This is a genomic window from Streptomyces sp. NPDC059166, from assembly GCF_042755185.1.
Classification (GTDB): Bacteria; Actinomycetota; Actinomycetes; order Streptomycetales; family Streptomycetaceae; genus Streptomyces.
The window spans coordinates 44,497-62,213 of sequence record NZ_JBHZCI010000036.1; the positions used below are offsets into that span (position 1 = coordinate 44,497).

Here is a 17,717-nt window from a genome sequence, read left to right on the forward strand (position 1 = left end):
CGTGCCGGGCCGCCCTCCGCCGCCCCCGTCCGCTCATGCCGTCTCCCGGGGAGCCGGGCGGGCGGGCGACGGAGGCCCGGCCGCCGCCATGCCGTGCCCGCGGTCCGGGACGGGACCGGGGCTGTCCAGAGTCCGGCTCCCGTAGAGGTCCTCGACCCAGTTGTCCTGGTACACCGTGTCGAGATATCGCTCGCCGAGGTCCGGGGCGACCGCCACCGCGGTGAGGTCCCGGGTCTCCCGGCGGGACAGCCAGTCGACCGCGCCGCTCACCACCGTGCCGGTGGAGCCCCCGAAGAGGAAACCCCGCCTGGCCAGGAGGCGGCAGGCACGGATGGTGTCGGTCTCCTCGACCCGCACCACCTCGTCCACGTACGACTCGTCCAGGAGGGGCGGGCGCATGCTCATGCCCAGGCCGGGGATCATGCGGCGTCCGGGCGCCCCGCCGAAGGCCACGGACCCGGCTATGTCCACCGCCACGATCCGGACGGGCCGGTGCCAGTCGTGGAAGTAGCGCGCACAGCCCATCAGGGTCCCCGTGGTGCCCGCACCCATGAACAGGACGTCCAGCTGCGGGAACGAACGGCCGATCTCCGGTGCCGTCGTACGGTAGTGGGCCCGCCAGTTGGCCGGGTTGGAGTACTGGCTCAGCCATACGCACCGGTCGTCGGACTCGCACAGCTCCCTCACGTGTGCCAGCCGCTCGGCGAGGAACCCGCCGTCGGCCTCCTTGGTGCCCACCAGATGCACCTCGCCGCCCAGAGCCTCCATCATCAGCCGCGTCGCCAGGTTGCAGCGGGCGTCCGTCACGCAGATGAACCGGTATCCCTTGCTCGCCGCGATCATGCTCAGCGCCACGCCCAGGTTCCCGGACGAGGACTCGACCAGGACGGAATCGGGCCGCAGGGTGCCGTCCCGCTCGGCGGAAGCGACCATCTCGGCGGCCGCCTTGAGCTTGATGGATCCGGCGAAGTTGAACCCCTCGCACTTGAGGAGGAGCGAGTGGCCGAAGACCGGCTCGACGTCGACGTAGAGATCCTGCTCGTTGAAGGCCTGAGGGACGGTGATGACTGACACGGCGAACTCCTCCTCCTGTTGTGCCGGCCGCCCGGACAGGGCGGCGGATCCAGACGCGCTGCGTCATCCGTAGCGACTCCGTTCGTGGAAGAAGTCGTCGACGAAACGGAGTTCACCGGCTCGGGATATCCGGTCGTGCACGAAGCTCCCCACCGCCAGGTCCAGCACACCGAGCCCGAAGGGCGAGAAGACGACGGGCCGGTCACCCGGTACGGTCACCCGTCCCGCCATCACGTCGTCCAGCGTGCCGTGGACGAAGTCCCGGCCACCTGTGAGCTGTTCGGTGAGATGCGGTGAGGTGGAGGCACGCAGGCAGTGCTCGATGTCGTCCACGATGTTGGTGGCGGTCAGCAGGACCCGCGGCGAGAGGTCACGCAGCGAGATGTGGAGCACCACCGGGTTGTGGGCGAACCACTCCGGTTCGTCGACGTGCGGCTGCCCGGCCACGGTCGCGAAGACCACGAGATCGCTGGTGCGGATCAGCTCCTCCGGATCGTTGTGCACGGTGACCGCCGCCGCACTGCCGGACTGCTCGACGTACACCCGGAAACCGGCCGCGCTCCCGGGGGAGAGGTCGTGGACACCGACGTCGTCGAAGGTCCAGCCGGACCCCTCGAGGAAGGTGTGGATGTACCGGGCGATCAGGCCGGTCCCGAAGAACCCCACCCGGGCCGGTCGCGGCCGGCCCCGGCTGAGCCGGTCGGCCGCCGATGCCGCGGACGCGGCCGTACGCGTCGCGCTGATGATCGAGCTCTCCATACAGGCGAACGGGTAACCCGTGACCGGGTCGTTGAGGATCAGCACGGCCGACGCGCGTGGCACCCCCGACATCACGTTCCCAGGGAAGCTGGAGATCCACTTCATGCCGTCCACCGGCGAGTCACCACCCAGTGAGGCGGGCAGGGCGATCATCCGGGAGGCCGGGCGGTCGGGGAAGCGGAGGAAGGAGGACGGCGGATTCACCGTCCGGCCCGCACCGTGCAGCCGGTAGGCGGCTTCCACCACCTCGACGATCTCCTTCTCACGTCCTTCGAGGGCGTGTCCGACCTGCCGGCCCGAGATCACCGCGAACGGCGGGACGACGGCTTGCGCGGTGGCGTACGGCGCCGATGCGCCCGCGTGGTCCGTGTTCATCGCGGCCCCACCTCGGCCACCGGCGAGTGGTCCGCCGCCCGGTTGGGCGAGGCCATGGCGACGACGACCTCGCGCGGTCCCTCGTACGCCTCCCTGCTGTGAGCCGTACGGACGTTGTCGACGAGCATCAGGTCACCCGCCACCCAGGGCTCACGCACGGTCCGCTCCTCGTAGACCTCGTTGACGGTGCGGACGACGTCCTCCTCGACCGCTCCGCCGTCGCCGTACCACGTGTTGAACGGCAGCCCGTCGACTCCGTACTCGTCGACCAGGTACTCGGCCACCTCCGGGGCGAGCGTCCACCGGTTCAGGAAGGCGATCTGGTTGAACCAGCAGCGGCGGCCGCTCACCGGGTCGGTGATGACGGCGTCGCGCCGCTGCCGGGTGCGCAGGGTGCCGTCGGGCTGCCAGTCGCAGTCGATGGCGTGCTCCCGGCAGTAGCCTTCGACCTCGTCGTGGTCGTCGGTGCCGAACGCGTCGTCGACCGTCGCCCCGATCTCGCCGTTGTAGCTGCGGGTGAGGAGCCAGCCCTCCCGCTCGAACCTCTCCGTCAGTTCCCGTGGAAGGGCTTCGAGGACGGCCGACGCGTCGGCGAGCCCGGTCGCCCCGCCGCTGGTCGGCTCGTCGAGGCAGGCGAAGAGGAGCAGTTCGGGGAAGCCGAGCGTGTAGCTCAGCTCGTGATGCATGCACATCGGCTGGTTCGGCGGCCAGGCCGACGAGGAGTGGACGCCGGGGGAGTGGGTCAGCCTGGGGGCGAAGGACTCCCGTTCCGTCACCGGCTCGGCGCCCGTCTGGCCGAGGACCGCGCCGACGTCCTCCACGGTCCGCAGACCGAGTCCGCGGATCAGGACCGCACCGTGCTCGGCGAGGGCCTCACCGATCCGGTCCCGGTGCCGCGCGACCCAGTCGGCCGGGTCCGCGCTCTCCGGCAGGCGGAGCTTCGCGGGACGTCCGGGTTCGTGCGCCGCAGCGGCCGGACGGATGGTGGTGTCGGTGGAAGACATGTGGGCCTCCTTCGGATGGTGAGTGGATGTCATCGGCCGGAACGTGTGTCGAGCAGCGCCGCCAGGTCGGTGAGGACGGGATGGCGGACGAGGTCCTTCGGCGTGAGCTCCCGGTCCATGCCCACGGCAACCCGGACCGCGGACAGCGACGTGCCTCCGCGGGCGAAGAAGTCGTCCCGCCGCCCCACGGCTTCCCGGGGGACGCCCAGGACCTCGGCCCAGACCAGGGCCAGCCGCCTCTCCGTGGGGGTGCGGGGGGAGTCGCCGCGTTCGCCCTCGGCGGCCGTCTCCAGGCGCCCGGCCAGCGAGGCCAGTCGGCGCCGGTCGGTCTTTCCGTTGGCGGTCAGCGGCAGAGTCGCTCTCCGGTGGAAGGCCGACGGGACCATGTAGGCGGGAAGGGTGCTGTTCAGCCGTTCGCGCAGGGCTTCCGGGGTCAGGGCGGGTGCACCGGTCCAGAAGGCGACCAGGCGCCGGCCGTGCCCGGGGCCGTCGACGGCCACCACCGCGCCGTCCAAGACACCGTCAGCCCGGAGCAGGGCGCTCTCCACCTCACCCAGCTCGATCCGGAACCCGCGGATCTTCACCTGGGAGTCCCGGCGGCCGAGGAACTCCAGACTCCCGTCGGGCAGCCAGCGGCCGTAGTCCCCTCCCAGATGCAGCCGTTCACCCGGGTGGTGCGGATCGGGAAGGAACGCGGCCCGGGTGCGTTCGGGGTCGTTGATGTAACCGCGGCCGACGCAGACACCGGAGAAGGCGATCGCGCCGGGGGCGCCCAGAGGGACCGGTGAGAGGTGTTCGTCGACGAGGTAGACGCGTACGTTGGCGACCGGACGGCCGAGCGGCACGACCTCGGTGTCCGGAACCCGGTCCAGAACGGCGTGGTTGGTGTCGTCGGACGTCTCCGTGAGCCCGTAGGCGTTGACCAGCCGCACTCCGGGCATGACCTCGAACCACCGTTCGACGAGGCTCTTCCTCAACGCCTCACCGGTGACGGAGACACAGCGCAGACGGGGCAGCGGAAACGGATGACGCCCCAGGAAGGAGAGGACGACGTCGAGGTACGAGGGGACCACCTGGAGCACGGTGGCGCCGCCCTCGGCCAGAGTGCGGACGAACCGCCGGACGTCGAGCACCGCCTCCTGACCGACCAGGAGTGTGCGCCCTCCGGTCATCAGGGGCGCGAGCAGTTGCCAGAGCGAGATGTCGAAGCACTGGGGCGCGGTCTGCGCGACCACGTCGTCCTCGTGCATCCCGAGATCCCTGGTCTTGGCGAGGAGGTGGTTGAGCATGCCCGCGTGCTCCACCATGGCGCCCTTGGGCTCCCCGGTGGACCCGGAGGTGAAGAAGACGTACGCGAGATCGCCGGGGCCGACCTGCACCCCTGGATCGGTCTCCTCTCCGTCTCCCTCGCAGACCGTTCCGATGTCCAGTGTCCGGACGTCCGGCGATTCCGGCGAGGTGTCCGGTGTCCAGGGAACGCCGGATTCCCGGAGGACGAGACGGCAGCCGGCCCGGGCGAGCATGGCCGCGACGCGTTCGGCCGGGAAACGGGGCTCCACCGGCAGGTACGCGCCGCCGGACTTGAGGACGGCGATGACCGCGGCGAGCCATTCCGGACTCCGTTCCGACACCACCGCCACGACGTCCTGCGGGCGCAGCCCGGCCTTCAGCAGAGCGTGTGCCAGCCGGTTCGCCCGGATGTTGACGTCACGGTACGTCCACCGCCTCTCACCATGGACCACCGCGACGGCGTCCGGGTGCTCACGTACCCGCCGCTCGAACAGCTGGTGGAAGCGCAGATCCGGAAGATCGCGACGAGGCCCGCCGAGCCCTTCGAGCTGATGCCGGAGCTCGCCCGGTGACAGGAGGCTCTGGCGCCCGGGCGCCGCGTCGGGATCACCCGCGATGAGTCCGAGGGCGGTGAGGTGGTACCCGGCGATCCTGCTCGCGCTTCCCTCGTCGAGTACACGCGTGCTGTACCGCAGCCGCAGGACCGAGCCGCCGGCGCGGCGGGCGAGTGCCACCCGCAGGACGGCGTCCCCGAGGCCGCCCTCCGCGCCGGTCGGATCGAGCACCACCTCGGGTCCCGCTGCGGGCAGGCCGAGTTCGTCGCGGAGCGAGTCGACGGGGAAGTCCTTGTTGGCCAGCAGCTGCGATTCCGCGCGGTCGGCGCGTCCGATCAGCGAGCGCCACGAGCGGGTGTCGGTGTCCAGCCTGCAGGGCAGTGCCCCCGCGTCCTCGCCGACGGCATAGCCGGTCGTGACGCCGGGGTCGCCGGAGAGGGCCGAGAGCACCCTCGTGTGAGCGGCGAGTACCGGCGCGGTGGGGGAGACCCCCATGGCACGGGCCGTCCTGTGCAGGTCCCTGACCAGGGACTCCGGGATGCGGGCCTCGACCACGGCGGTGCCGGCTGCCGGAGCGGACGTCCAGGGACTCACCGTGGCCGGGGCACCGGCCAGCAGGACGTCGCGCCAGTACGCCTCAGGGGTGGGTACGCGGGTGCCCATGGTGTCAGCTCCTCGCCCCGGGCGTCGCCCGGCCGATGTGACGGGCGGGGTTGCCGCCCCAGAACGTGTGCGGCGGGACCGTCTCGCCCTTCATCAGGAAGGAGTCCGCCGCGAGCGAAGCCCCGTCGCCGACCGCGACGCCGTAGTGCACGAAGGCCCCGACCCCGAGCGTGCAGCCCGCGCCGATGACGGAGGCGTCGGACTTGAACGCGCCGTCCTCCTGCGAGTGGCACTGGACGACGCTGCCGGCGTTGAGCGTGGCGCCGTCGCCGATGGTCACCATCCGGCGCTCCGTCAGTGCGCATCCGTCGTCGAACACGCGGCGTCCCACACGGACGCCGAGCAGGCGCCAGAGAAGGGTCTTGAACGGCGTCCCGTCGAAGGCCCGGAGATACGTCTCCGACGGAACCTTCCAGTAGCGCTCGCGCTGCCAGAAGCGGGGATCGTAGATCGAGCAGAACAGGGGGCCCGGCGGGTGGAGGGCCGTGACCACCCGCTCCACCGCGACGAAGTAGGCGGCGCTCGTGAGCACGACCAGGACGTTGCCCAGGGCCACCGCCGTGGCACCGACCGAGGTGTAGAGCTCGGCGGCGCCCGAGACCACCAGGCTGACGACGAAGACGTACATCCAGCGGACCAGCAGGTACAGGCCCATCGTGGCCCCGTTGTGCCGGTTCTTGCCCGCCAGGCCCCTGGAGTGCTCCTCGCCGCTCTTCATGCGGTCGAAGCTGCTGTCCCGTCGCACCGACCGGGGAATCTCGAAGCTCGGTGAACCGAGCAGGCCGACACCCTCCCTGACATGCCCGTCCACCGGGACCATGACCTTCGTCGCCAGCAGGCAGTTCGCCCCCGTCCTGCCCCGCGACGGGTAGGCGATCCTGTTGCCGAGGAAGTTGTGCGGTCCGATGGCGGCACGGGACACCTGGAAGGAGGTGCTTGAGAACTCCGCGTTGTTGACCGACAGGCCGTCGGCGACCATCGTCCCCGTGCCCACGGAACTCAGGAACGGCGACTCGTGCTTCACCTCGGTCCCGAAGTTCGAGCCGGTCTGCTCGACCCGGGAGAGGTCGTAGCCCAGCAGTCGGAGGTAGGGGACCACGGCGGAACTGTCGCCGAACAGGCGTGTGAGGAAACGGCGGTTGGTCATCAGGGTGATCGCGCGATGCACCCCGTGGTGGATGCCGTAGAGCGGGTACACGCGATCCGGTGTGATCACCCGGCCCAGCAGGCGCGGCAGAATCGCGAGCACGAGCAGTCCGAGCGGCATGACGACGAAGACGAACGCGAAGGTGATCACCAGACCGTCGCGGTAGAACTCCCAGCTCGTGAGGATGGTGGGCCCCGGCTCCAGGACCGCCCCGAGTTGCGGGGCCTCCGCGAGCAGCATGCCGGCCGCGCCCACGGCCAGGGGCAGATACACCAGCAGCGCGGTGAGCAGCTGCACGACGCTGTGCACCGCCCGGCGGACCGGGCCGCAGACCGCGGCCCCCACCACGGGGTACTCCGCGCCCGAGGGTTCCGCCGGTGAACCGTGCCAGTGCGCGCCGGCCGGGATGCTCTGCCCGCTGTGCAGCGCGGAGGCGTGTGCCAGCCGGGCGCCGTCACCCAGCGACGTCCCTGTGTCGAGCACCGAGGCCTCGGCGACGACCGCGTCCCTCCCGATGGTGACGGGACCCGTCTCGATCAGGTCGCCGTCGGCGCGGTAGCAGGGGAAGAGGACGTCCTTGCGGATGACGGTGGAGTCGCCGACGGTGAGCAGATCGGGGCAGGACGGCACCCGGCGGGAGAAGATCGCCACCCCGGAGCCGATCTTCGCACCCAACGCCCTGAGGTACAGGGTGTAGAGCGGCGAGCCCACGAAGAGGACCATGGGGTTGGACCGCACGAGCGTCTTCACGAGCCAGAAGCGGAAGTACAGCAGGCTCCAGAGGCGGATCCGCTCGGGCCGCCGGCGCCCGAGGAGCACCCATTTCGCGAGGACGGGCAGTGCGGCGAGCCCCAGGAACGCCGCTCCGCCGAAGACGACCGAGCGGAGGTACACGGCCGGAAGGCCGGCCCCGGCCGATATCCACTCGTAGCCCCGCACGCCGGCCAGGGCGACGAGCCACGAGTAACCGAGGAAGGCGATCAACTGCATCGTGCCGCACAGGACATACCTGGCCCGGCCCGTCGGCCCGGGCGCGGGCCCGGGTGGTGCGGCGGGCGGCGGGGCGGCCGGAGCCGGCTCCCGGGACGCCTGCGCCGCCGCGGCCAGCGAGCCGATGGTGGGATGCGCGTAGACGTCCTTCATCGAGACCGGTGGCAGACCGGGGTGCTTCCTGACCCGGGCGCAGAAGTGCGCCATCACCAGCGAGTCGGCGCCCAGGTCGTCGAAGAAGTGACTGCCGGCCGGGACGTGGTCGAGGTGCATGACCTCGCCCAGCAGCCGGGCGAGCGGTTCCTCCGCGTCGGCCGTGCGGGGGGCATGTGTCGGCGGGCCCGCCGGTCCTCCCGTCCCGGGAGGAGCGCAGGTGGCGACCTGCTTGCTGATCATGGGGGCTCCCTCGCACCGGTCCCTCGGTGTCCCGGGCCCGCCCGCCGACGGGTGCGGTGATCCGCACCATGGGCAGCGGAGGTCACGGCCGGACCGGACGGGCCCGGCAGCGGATCCGGGGCTGGATGCTCTGCGTCCCGCGGCAGCGGCTCGAGGTGAGTGGTGAGCCGCTCGCGGACTCTCTACAGGGCATTCGGGACCGACGGGGCGAAGGTTTGCCCATATATGAAGAAGTTCAGGCATTCGCTACCGGTGCGTGGACGACCGGCGGGGCGTACAGCCGGCGGGACCGCCGCCTCGCCCCGTACCGCCGCCGCGGTGGCCGGACGATGCCCGCCGGCGTCCACCGATGTCCACCGGTTCCCGTGGCCGGCCGGGCGGCGTACAGGCCGTGGAGCGGCACCCGCGCGGGCGTTGCGCTCCACGGCCCCCTGGGGCCGGTCAGCCGGTGGCGAGGAGCTGGAGGGTGTCGATCACCCGGTTCGAGAAGCCCCACTCGTTGTCGTACCAGGCGACGACCTTGATGTGACGGCCGTCCACGCGGGTCAGGGCGGAGTCGAAGATCGACGACGCCGGATTGCCGGTGATGTCCGACGACACGAGCGGGTCGTCCGAGTACTCGAGGATGCCGGCGAGCGGTCCGTCCGCCGCCGCGCGGTACGCCGCCAGCACCTCGTCCCGGGTCACCTCGCGGGCGACGGTCGTGTTGAGCTCGACGATCGAACCCACGGGCACAGGCACGCGGATGGAGTCACCGGACAGCTTGCCGTCGAGGTCCGGGAGCACCAGCCCGATGGCCTTGGCCGCGCCGGTGGTGGTGGGCACGATGTTGACGCCCGCCGCGCGGGCACGACGGGCGTCCCGGTGCGGACCGTCCTGCAGGTTCTGCTCCTGCGTGTACGCGTGCACCGTCGTCATGAACCCGTGCTCGATCCCTGCGACGGTGTCGAGGACCGCGGCCAGCGGCGCGAGCGCGTTGGTGGTGCAGGAGGCGTTCGAGACGATCGTGTGCAGGGCCGGGTTGTAGGCGTCGGTGTTGACCCCGAAGGCGAGCGTGACGTCGGCACCGTCCGACGGGGCGCTGACCAGCACCTTCTTCGCCCCCGCGTCGAGGTGGGCGCGGGCGGCCTTCGCCGAGGTGAAACGCCCGGTGGCCTCCAGGACGATGTCGACGCCCAGCTCGGCCCACGGCAGCTGGGCCGGGTCCCGTTCCGCCAGGACGGTGATCCGCCGGCCGTCGACGACGAGGGTGTTCCCGTCGGCGGCGACCGGACGCCCCAGCCGGCCGGCGGTGCTGTCGAAGGCGAGCAGTCGGGCGAGGGTGGCGGGTTCCGTCAGGTCGTTGACGGCGACGATCTCGAGGGTCGTGTCGCGCTCCAGCAGTGCGCGCAGCACATTGCGCCCGATGCGGCCGAATCCGTTGATGGCGATGCGAGTCATGTGTGTTGTCCCTTTCCTTCGCCACCAGGGTCACCCGTGGTCACCGAGGCCGAACAGTGGCCGGATCGCCATGGTTCAAAAGGATCCCGCCAGGGCCGTCGCCGTCCGGAAGGATCGCGCCACCAGGCGGCCGGCAGGTCACTCGCCCCGGGTGAACGTGCGCCGGTACTCGCTCGGCGTGGTGCCGAGGATGCGCTGGAAGTGCAGCCGGAGGTTCGCACCGGTGCCCAGCCCGACGTCGGCCGCGATCTGTTCGACGCCGTGCTGGGAACGTTCGAGCAGTTCGCGCGCCAGGTCGATGCGCGCACGCATGACCCACTGCATGGGCGTGTAGCCGGTCTCCTCGACGAAGCGCCTGGAGAACGTACGGGGCGATACCTCGGCCTGCCGCGCGAGCCTGTCGAGGGTGAGGGGCTCACCCAGCCGGCGCAGTGCCCACTCCCGGGTCGCGGAGAACCGTTCCCCCAGTGGCTCGGGGACGCTGCGGGGCACGTACTGCGCCTGGCCACCGCTGCGGTAGGGGGCCGCGACCAGACGACGGGCCGCGTGGTTGGACGCGGCCACCCCGAGGTCACCCCTCAGGATGTGCAGACACAGGTCGATGCCGGAAGCGGCGCCCGCCGAGGTGAGGAGCCCGCCTTCGTCGACGAACAGCACGTTCTCGTCGACCCGCACGAGCGGATGCCTGGCCGCCAGCGCCCGCGTGTAGTGCCAGTGCGTCGTGGCGCGCCTGCCGTCCAGAAGCCCCGTGGCGGCGAGGGCGAAGGCGCCCGTCGAGATGGCGGCGAGGCGCGCTCCCCGGTGGTGGGCGCCGACCAGCGCGTCGACGACCCGCCGTGGCGGGTCGTCCCTGTCCGGGTGCCGGTAGCCGGGGACGAACACGATGTCGGCCCACTCGAGTGCGTCGAGGCCGTCGGCGACGTAGTAGGCGAGGCCGTCGCCACCGGCCACGAGCCCCGGGGCGGCCCCGCACACCCGCACCTCGTACGGCATGCTCGCCCGCTTCGTGAAGACCTGCGCGGGAATCCCGACGTCGAGCGGCTTCGCGCCCTCCAGCACGAGGACGGCGACGCGATGCGGGAGCGAGGCGGACACAGCAAGAGGGTACGGGTTCCGCCGCCGGCCCGGCCTTCGTCCGGCACGATGAGCGGCCCGGTCACATCGGTGCCGGGGCGCCTGGCGCCCCGTAACGCCCCGGAGCACGGACGGGTTCAGGGGACCTGCGCGTCCGGTCCGGGGGTGTCGGCGGGGGGCCTGGTGTACAGGATGCTCCGGGCCTGCTCGGCCGAGCGGGCGGTGTTCTCCGCGACGAAGTCGAGGAAGCGGGCGACGTTCTCGAGACGGGTGGCGGCGGGCGTGCCGGGACCGAGGGCGGCGATTCCCTTCCGCGAGATCTCCGCCTGCTGGACCAGTGACCGGGCGCTGGCGGCCACCGACTGGTACCAGAGTTCCTCGTCGATGACGTACCGCTCGCGCCGCCCCGCCTCGCGTTCCCTGCGCACGAGCGACTGGCTCTCCAGGAAGGCGATGGACTTGGAGATGGACGCGGGGCTGACCTGGAGGTGCTCGACGAGTTCGGCGGCGGTGAGGCTCCCCGAGTCGGTGGTGAGCAGACTGACCATGATGCGCGACATCATCTGGGAGAGCCCCGACGTCATCATCACCGTGGTGTAGAGCTCTTCGTACTCCGCGACGGCCCGAGGATCACGGCCGTGGGGCAGCGGGGCCGCCGAGGCACCTCGTGGCGAGACCGGCGCGCCCTTGCGACGGTGGGCGCGCTGTTCGGTGGCGCGGTGGGCGAGATCCGCGCGGTAGCCGGCGGGGCCGCCGTTGCGCATGACCTCTCGCGTGATGGTCGAGGTGGGGCGCTCCAGACGACGGGCGATCTCCGCGTAGGGGAGGTCGTCGGCCAGCCCCAGTGCGATCTGCTGACGGTCCTTCTGGGTGAGCCTGCCGCCGGGCATTGGGAAGCTCCTTCGCGTCGTCCGGTGCCTCACCGTATCCGTCGAGCACGTTTCATTGCAACGCTCATGGTCTTGCCTGGACGGTGTGCATGGCCGTACGACTGTCACAACGGAGTTTGTCAGTAGGTGAGGACGTGTGCGTGCGGTGCCGTACGACCGCTGGGGTGAGCCGAACACGACGTAGCTTTTCCTGCCTTGGAAACTCGGGGCCACTCGCCCTCCTCCTCGTATCCCGAAAGCCGCAGCGCCGGGCGCGGGGATGACTCACAGGGAGCCGGTCCGCCGGCGCCCCCTTCCGGAGCGTGGTCGTCGACGGGGTGTCCGGCAGGTCCGCGGCGTCTCCCGGGGAGATCGGCCGCACCGAGCCGTACGGCAGGCCCGTGGGACCATTCGTCCATGGAGGACGACATCGAAGTGAGTGCTCTGGCGATCAACGTGACGGTCCCGGAGCCGCTCCGCTGGACCGACACCCGGCGGGGTGAGACCTTCACGCTCATCACCCTCAACGTCCGGCTCCTCCCGGACGGCCGGCTCGCGGCGAAGGCCTACGGCCGGCCGGTCGGTGGTGGACGCGGCGGGTACGTGTCGTTCCCCGTCCCCGAGAAACCCGAGCTGGCGGCCCTGATCGCCCGGGCCGCCGACCGGGCGGGTGCTCTGTGGACGGCGCACCGAGGTCCTGGCTGAACCCTTCTCCACAGGCGCGGGGCCCCTGCCGCGCTGCGTGAACCTGCGAACCTGCCCCGTGTCTTCAGCGGGGGCCCGTCCCGGATGTGACGCCCCGTCGCAGGTTCCCCGTGGGGGCGCTCTCAGGAGGACAGCGCCGCGTCGAAGCAGGCGTACGCCTCCTCGTCGAAGAGCACGAACCGGATCTCGGTGACCGGAGGGAGCACGGCCTCGCGGACCGTGCGCACCGCGATCCGGGCGCCGTCGTCCAGCGGCCATCCGTAGATCCCCGTGGAGACCGCCGGGAACGCGACGGTGCGGGCGCCCAGTTCCGACGCCACACGCAGGGACTCCCGGTAGCAGGAGGCCAGCAAGGCGGACCGGTCCTCCGAACGCGACCAGACGGGTCCGACCGTGTGGACGACGTGCCCGGCGGGCAGCCTGCCGGCCGTCGTCGCCACCGCCTGCCCGGTGGGCAGCCCCTTGCCGTACCGCGATGCCCGCAGATCCCGGCAGGCCGCGAGGATCTCGGGTCCGCCACGCCGATGGATGGCGCCGTCCACCCCTCCGCCCCCGAGGAGAGAGGAGTTGGCGGCGTTCACCAGCACGTCGGCGTGCTGCTCGGTGATGTCGCCCCGTACGAGTGTGATGGTGGCTGAGGTCGTCATGCCGCCATTCTGCGCCGGTGTGCGGCCGCCGGCGAAGCCGACGAAGGTGAACGGGTTCGTCCGCCTTCCGCTCCGGTTCACGCGGCCGTGCGGCGTGCGGCGTCCAGCAGGCCGGCGTCGATGCCGTAGAAACGGGCTGCCGTCCCGCCGAGCACAGCCGTACGGTCGTCAGGGGTGAGCGGGCCGAGCAGTTCCCGGCACGCGCCCCAGGCCCGCGCGTAGCCTCCGGCCAGGACCGAGACCGGCCAGTCGCCCCCATACATCAGCCGCTCGGGGCCGAAGAGTTCGAGCGCGTCCTCGACGAACGGGCGGATCTCGCCGGTCGTCCACGCGTCCAGGGGGCCGGTGGCCGAGTACAGCCCGGAGAGCTTGGCGTGCACCCGAGGGTGTTCAGCCGCGGCGGCGATGAGCTTCCGCCAGGCGGCACGGTCCTCGGCGACGCCGCCCACCGGCGGCTTGCCGAGATGGTCGATCACCAGGCTCAGCTCCGGGTGGCGCGCCGCCAGCACCGGGACGTGAGCCAGCGCGGCCGGCGACGAGGTGACCCAGTCGAAGGTGAGGCCCGCCCCGGCGAGCAGCTCCAGGCCGCGTGCCACCTCGGGCCGCAGGATCCAGTCCGGGTCGGGGTTCTCGTGGACCAGGGCGCGCACACCCACCACGTGCCGGCTCTCCCGCAGTTCAGCGATCCTGGCCCGGGCCCGCCCGGGGTGGTCGAGGGGCACCCAGGCGACGACGCCCACCACCTCCGGGTGGGCGGCGGCGGTGGCCAGCATGTGGTCGGTGTCCTCGTCGTTGTCGGCGGCCTGGACCAGGACGGCGGCCGTGATCCCGGCGGCCCTCAGCTCCGGGTGCACGTCCTCGAAACCCATCGTGCCGTCGACCGGCGCCATCGCCGGACCGAGCCAGTCGTAGTCGGCCCGGGTGGGGTCCCAGACGTGCAGGTGGGCGTCGATCACGGTCATGCGGGGTTCCCTTCGTCGCGGGTGGACCGGTCTGCGGGGGGACGGCGGCAGCGGAAAGGGCCCGCCTCTCACCTCTTGAGTGCCCGCACTACCTCCGCCGCGGTCTGCGCGGGGGTGAGGTGCGTGGTGTCGACTACTTCTGCCTCGGCGTGCAGCCAGGTGCGGGCCGCTTCGGCGTAGGGCTCGAGATACCGCAGACGGAACGGGGAATCAGGGCCGACGACCGTATCGCCCGCGATCCGCCGTCGGAGCGTGTCCGGTTCGGCATGGAGGACGAAGTGCCGGACGGGAATGCCGTGCTGGGCAAGGCCCGAACGGATCTCGTGCCAGTACCGCTCGACCAGCACGGTCATGGGCATCACCAGGGTGCCGCCGGTGTACTCGAGGACGCGCCGAGCGGTCTCGACCACGAGCGGCCGCCAGGGCGGCCAGTGCTGGAAGTTGTCCGTCCCGGGCAGCCCCGGGGTGATGTCCATGAGCGTCTCCCCGACCTTCTCCGCGTCGAGGACCCGTGAATCCGGCAGCAGTTGCCGGACGAGAGCGCCCGTAGTCGTCTTGCCTGCCCCGTGTGTGCCGTTGAGCCATACGATCATGGCATGGACGCTAGTACGCGGCGGCCGCGGGAACAGGCGGACCGCGGCATCGGTCCGCCCGCCCCTCGGCCGAAGCCCCGCGACAGCGGCCGGACGCAGGGCCACCCGCTCCGGCCGGAGCGGGGACCGCAGAGGCGTGATCGGGCCGGCCGGCCGTCGTTCCCGGGGCCCCGCCCTTGCCCGGTCACGACGTGAGCAGGCCCGGAAGCCCGGGCGGGCCGCCCCTGATCGTCGGTGCGCGCGGTGACGCACGATCAGCGGCGGCCCCACCAGGCCCCGCGCCTGCCCCGTACGCCGGCGGCAGGCGTCCGGCCCGGTCTGAGTCGCTCAGCGCCCCGCGGCCCCGTACGCCGCCAGCTCGGCGAGGAACTCCTCGCGCACCGCGGGCGCGGCCCACGAGATCTCGATGGCGTTGCGCTGGAGGCGCAGCAGGTCCTCGTCGGTGAGCGCGGCGGGCTCACGCAGGGCAGCCAGGTTCTCGTTGACATAACCCGGGAAGTACGCGGGGTCGTCGGAGTTCACCGTGACCTTCACGCCCTGGTCGAGCAGCGCGCGGATCTCCTCGGCCTTGAGGCCGTCCGTCACATGGGCGTTGGAGATCGGGCACACCGTCAGGCCGAGCCCCCGCTCGAGGATCGCGGCGATCAGTGCCGGATCCTCAAGGGCGTTGACACCGTGGTCGATGCGGTCGACCCCGATCTCCTCGATGACCTGGCGGATGTGCTCGGTGGAGTTCCGCTGGTCCACGTCGCAGTGCATGGTCAGCCGGAAGCCCTCGGCGCGGGCCCGGGCGAAGACCTCCGCGAACTTCGCCGGCGGGTTGCCCGCCTCGTCCGAGTCGAGGCCGACCCCGATGATCCATTCCTTGTACGGGAGTGCCTGCACCAGCGTCGCCATCGCGAACTCGGCCTGGAAGTCCCTGAGGAAGCACATGACCAGCCGGCCCCGGAATCCGGTCTCGCGCTCCGCGTCGCCCAGGGCGCGGGTCAGGCCGCGGATGACGGTGTCGAAGGCGACGCCGCGCCCGGTGTGGGCCTGCGGGTCGAAGAAGATCTCCGCGTAGCGGATGTTCTGTGAGTGCGCCTTGGCGGCATAGGCGGCCGCGAGGTCGTAGAAGTCCTGCTCGGTGCGCAGGACGGTCATGCCCTCGTAGTACACGGCGAGGAAACCGGGCAGGTCGTCGAAGTCGTACGCGGCGCGCAGGGCGGCCTCGTCCGCGTACGGCAGGTCGATGCCGTTGCGGCGCGCCAGGGCGAACTTCAGCTCGGGCTCCAGGGTGCCCTCGATGTGCAGGTGCAGCTCGGCCTTGGGCAGCCCGCTGATGAAGGTGTCGGCAGTCATGAGTGAACTCCTCGCTGAAAGCGCTCAGTTGGTGGCTACGGGCTGCAGGATGTCGACGACGTCCTGGGTGTGGTAGTTGACGACGCCGAGGTCGGTGACGGCGTACTCGGGGATGGCCGTGATCTCCAGGAAGATCAGGTAACCGAACGCGGACGGCAGTTCGCAGCCGAGCGAGCGGGCCGCGGCCTCCAGGCGGTCCTCGGCCTCGGCCATCGCCTCGGGCACCAGATCGGCGACGATGCCCGCGACGGGAAGCGGCAGGAACTCCTTGATCTCACCACCGTCGACGACGATCTGGCCGCCGCCGTGCTCGGAGAGGTGGTTGACGGCCAGCGCCATGTCCGCGCGGTCGGCGCCGACACAGATGATGTTGTTGTCGTCGGGCGCCGCGGAGGAGGCGATCGCCCCGGAGCGCAGGCCGAATCCGTTGATCATCGCCGTGACCGTGGCGCCGTCGTTCTTCCCGTACCGCTCGGAGACCGTCACGTACAGGGCGTCCTGGGTGAGGTCGGCGCGCACCGTGCCGTTCTCGACGGGCAGCGTCATGGGGACGCCCTTGCGCACGAAGGGCACCGTGCGGTCCATCTCGACGACGAGCACCTCGGCCGCGGTCCCCTCGGCCGCCACCCCGATGCCCTCGGCGGTCACCGGGGCGACCCGGAAGGCGGGGGACAGGGCGGCGGTTCGCTCGGGCGGCTGGGGCGCGCGCAGCGTACGGCCGTGCTCCGCGACCAGCTCGCCACGTGAGAACACCCGCTCCACCTGGAACGACTCGGGGGAGTCGACGATCAGGATGTCGGCGTAGCGGCCCGGTGTGATCGAGCCGACGAGGTGGTCGATGCGGTACATCTCCGCGCAGTTCAGGGTGGCCATCTGGATGGCCTCGACCGGCTTCACGCCGGCCTTGATCGCCATGCGCACCAGCTTGTCGAGATGCCCCTCGCGCAGGATGTCCGCGACGTGCATGTCGTCGGTGCACAGACCGACGCGGCGTGACTGGGCACCGAACTCCGTGATGGTGCGCACGTTCTCGTTCATGAAGTGCGCCACCGAGGACTCCCGGATCAGCAGGGACATGCCGGCCCTCAGCTTCTCCAGTGCCTCCTCGGCCGTGTAGCTCTCATGGTCCAGGCGGACCCCCGCGGCGGACAGCGCGTTGATCGTGGTCTGCGCGGCCATGGGGGCGCAGCCGAAGATCGGCAGCCGGTTGCGGTGCGCGAGTTCGAGTGCCTGGAGCACCTTCTCGTCACGGTTGAGGACGAACTCGGCGACGGTCTCCCACACGCCGAAGCAGTCCGCCCCGGCCTGCGCCTCGGCGTGGTCCTCAGGGCCGAAACGGAAGCCGACCGTGGTCTCCGGGAGGGTGTAAGGCGTCTTGAACGGCGCACCCCAGAAGATCTTCATAGGGCTCGCGTCGGCCTCGCGCAGCGCCTCGCGTACACCCTCGGGGCCGGCGACGACGAGGAACTGGTCGAGCCCGGAGACGACCGATGTCGTGCCGAAGCGGACGGCCGCGTCGGCGAACATCGTGACCGACAGCTTGGAGCACTCCAGGTGCAGGTGACCGTCGATGAGGCCGGGCGTCAGGTACTTGCCGGTGGCGTCGACGATCTCGGTCTCCGGGCCCTCGTACGCGCTCACGTCGCCCGTGGCGGCTACGCGGTCACCCGTGACGGCGACATCGGCCGGGTAGACCTCGCCGGTGCAGACGTTGACGAGCTGTCCGCCCTTGATGATCCTGTCGGCCTTGACCACGCCCTCGGAGGCGTCGATCAGGGTGCGGAGGCTGGGGTGGTTCATGGGTCGGCTCCAGAGCGCGTACGAAGGGAGGGGG

The 17,717-nt window shown here is 71.3% G+C and carries 13 protein-coding genes and 2 pseudogenes; 1 reads left to right on the forward strand and 14 read right to left on the reverse strand.

The window, feature by feature from the left end:
* Positions 1–33: 33 nt before the first annotated feature.
* The 9 genes and pseudogenes from sbnA to ACFXOA_RS24795 all read right to left on the reverse strand — a co-directional run.
* Entirely contained in the window at positions 34–1,074 is a 1,041-nt protein-coding gene (sbnA, locus tag ACFXOA_RS24755; RefSeq protein ID WP_385032563.1) for a 2,3-diaminopropionate biosynthesis protein SbnA, read from the reverse strand.
* Positions 1,075–1,137: 63 nt separating this feature from the next.
* Positions 1,138–2,208 carry a 2,3-diaminopropionate biosynthesis protein SbnB gene (sbnB, locus tag ACFXOA_RS24760; RefSeq protein ID WP_385032566.1) on the reverse strand — a complete coding sequence of 357 codons (1,071 nt, stop codon included), beginning with the start codon at positions 2,206–2,208 and terminating at the stop codon, positions 1,138–1,140.
* A complete protein-coding gene (locus ACFXOA_RS24765) occupies positions 2,205–3,212 on the reverse strand; it encodes a TauD/TfdA family dioxygenase (RefSeq protein WP_385032569.1) in 1,008 nt (335 codons plus the stop codon). Before ACFXOA_RS24765 ends, sbnB begins: the two co-directional genes overlap by 4 nt.
* A gap of 29 nt (positions 3,213–3,241) precedes the next feature.
* Positions 3,242–5,719, reverse strand: coding sequence for an amino acid adenylation domain-containing protein (locus ACFXOA_RS24770; RefSeq protein WP_385032572.1), 2,478 nt, complete (start codon positions 5,717–5,719; stop codon positions 3,242–3,244).
* 4 nt (positions 5,720–5,723) lie between these two features.
* Positions 5,724–8,252, reverse strand: coding sequence for a Pls/PosA family non-ribosomal peptide synthetase (locus ACFXOA_RS24775; RefSeq protein ID WP_385032575.1), 2,529 nt, complete (start codon positions 8,250–8,252; stop codon positions 5,724–5,726).
* Positions 8,253–8,693: 441 nt separating this feature from the next.
* The gene (gap, locus tag ACFXOA_RS24780; protein ID WP_385032578.1) at positions 8,694–9,692 is read right to left on the reverse strand and encodes a type I glyceraldehyde-3-phosphate dehydrogenase; all 999 of its coding nucleotides are present in this window, start codon (positions 9,690–9,692) and stop codon (positions 8,694–8,696) included.
* Positions 9,693–9,830: 138 nt separating this feature from the next.
* Positions 9,831–10,787 carry a GlxA family transcriptional regulator gene (locus ACFXOA_RS24785; protein ID WP_385032581.1) on the reverse strand — a complete coding sequence of 319 codons (957 nt, stop codon included), beginning with the start codon at positions 10,785–10,787 and terminating at the stop codon, positions 9,831–9,833.
* Positions 10,788–11,451: 664 nt separating this feature from the next.
* Positions 11,452–11,578: pseudogene (locus ACFXOA_RS24790) on the reverse strand (MarR family transcriptional regulator); the annotation flags it as partial.
* Positions 11,579–11,656 (reverse strand): annotated as a pseudogene (locus ACFXOA_RS24795) (MarR family transcriptional regulator); the annotation flags it as partial.
* A 396-nt stretch (positions 11,657–12,052) separates the two neighbouring features.
* Here ACFXOA_RS24795 and ACFXOA_RS24800 point away from each other — a divergent pair.
* The gene (locus ACFXOA_RS24800; protein WP_385032584.1) at positions 12,053–12,340 is read left to right on the forward strand and encodes a hypothetical protein; all 288 of its coding nucleotides are present in this window, start codon (positions 12,053–12,055) and stop codon (positions 12,338–12,340) included.
* 122 nt (positions 12,341–12,462) lie between these two features.
* Here ACFXOA_RS24800 and ACFXOA_RS24805 read toward each other — a convergent pair whose 3' ends face one another.
* From ACFXOA_RS24805 to ACFXOA_RS24825, 5 genes are all read right to left on the reverse strand, one after another.
* Positions 12,463–12,987: an O-acetyl-ADP-ribose deacetylase gene (locus ACFXOA_RS24805; protein ID WP_385032587.1), complete on the reverse strand. Its 525-nt coding sequence runs from the start codon at positions 12,985–12,987 to the stop codon at positions 12,463–12,465.
* 77 nt (positions 12,988–13,064) lie between these two features.
* The gene (locus tag ACFXOA_RS24810) at positions 13,065–13,949 is read right to left on the reverse strand and encodes an amidohydrolase family protein (protein WP_385032590.1); all 885 of its coding nucleotides are present in this window, start codon (positions 13,947–13,949) and stop codon (positions 13,065–13,067) included.
* Positions 13,950–14,017: 68 nt separating this feature from the next.
* Positions 14,018–14,542 (reverse strand): AAA family ATPase, encoded by a 525-nt coding sequence (locus tag ACFXOA_RS24815; RefSeq protein ID WP_385032593.1) that lies wholly within the window; start codon positions 14,540–14,542, stop codon positions 14,018–14,020.
* Between the two features lie 327 nt (positions 14,543–14,869).
* A complete protein-coding gene (locus ACFXOA_RS24820) occupies positions 14,870–15,883 on the reverse strand; it encodes an adenosine deaminase (RefSeq protein WP_385032596.1) in 1,014 nt (337 codons plus the stop codon).
* Positions 15,884–15,907: 24 nt separating this feature from the next.
* Positions 15,908–17,683 carry an adenine deaminase C-terminal domain-containing protein gene (locus tag ACFXOA_RS24825; RefSeq protein WP_385032599.1) on the reverse strand — a complete coding sequence of 592 codons (1,776 nt, stop codon included), beginning with the start codon at positions 17,681–17,683 and terminating at the stop codon, positions 15,908–15,910.
* Positions 17,684–17,717: the final 34 nt, after the last annotated feature.

Coding starts and splice junctions, on each gene's coding strand:
- gap (WP_385032578.1), bottom strand. CDS start 9,692: ATGACTCGCATCGCCATCAACGGATTCGGCCGCATCGGGCGCAATGTG.
- ACFXOA_RS24810 (WP_385032590.1), bottom strand. CDS start 13,949: ATGACCGTGATCGACGCCCACCTGCACGTCTGGGACCCCACCCGGGCC.
- ACFXOA_RS24800 (WP_385032584.1), top strand. CDS start 12,053: ATGGAGGACGACATCGAAGTGAGTGCTCTGGCGATCAACGTGACGGTC.
- sbnB (WP_385032566.1), bottom strand. CDS start 2,208: ATGAACACGGACCACGCGGGCGCATCGGCGCCGTACGCCACCGCGCAA.
- ACFXOA_RS24820 (WP_385032596.1), bottom strand. CDS start 15,883: ATGACTGCCGACACCTTCATCAGCGGGCTGCCCAAGGCCGAGCTGCAC.
- ACFXOA_RS24775 (WP_385032575.1), bottom strand. CDS start 8,252: ATGATCAGCAAGCAGGTCGCCACCTGCGCTCCTCCCGGGACGGGAGGA.
- ACFXOA_RS24815 (WP_385032593.1), bottom strand. CDS start 14,542: ATGATCGTATGGCTCAACGGCACACACGGGGCAGGCAAGACGACTACG.
- ACFXOA_RS24770 (WP_385032572.1), bottom strand. CDS start 5,719: ATGGGCACCCGCGTACCCACCCCTGAGGCGTACTGGCGCGACGTCCTG.
- ACFXOA_RS24825 (WP_385032599.1), bottom strand. CDS start 17,683: ATGAACCACCCCAGCCTCCGCACCCTGATCGACGCCTCCGAGGGCGTG.
- ACFXOA_RS24765 (WP_385032569.1), bottom strand. CDS start 3,212: ATGTCTTCCACCGACACCACCATCCGTCCGGCCGCTGCGGCGCACGAA.
- ACFXOA_RS24805 (WP_385032587.1), bottom strand. CDS start 12,987: ATGACGACCTCAGCCACCATCACACTCGTACGGGGCGACATCACCGAG.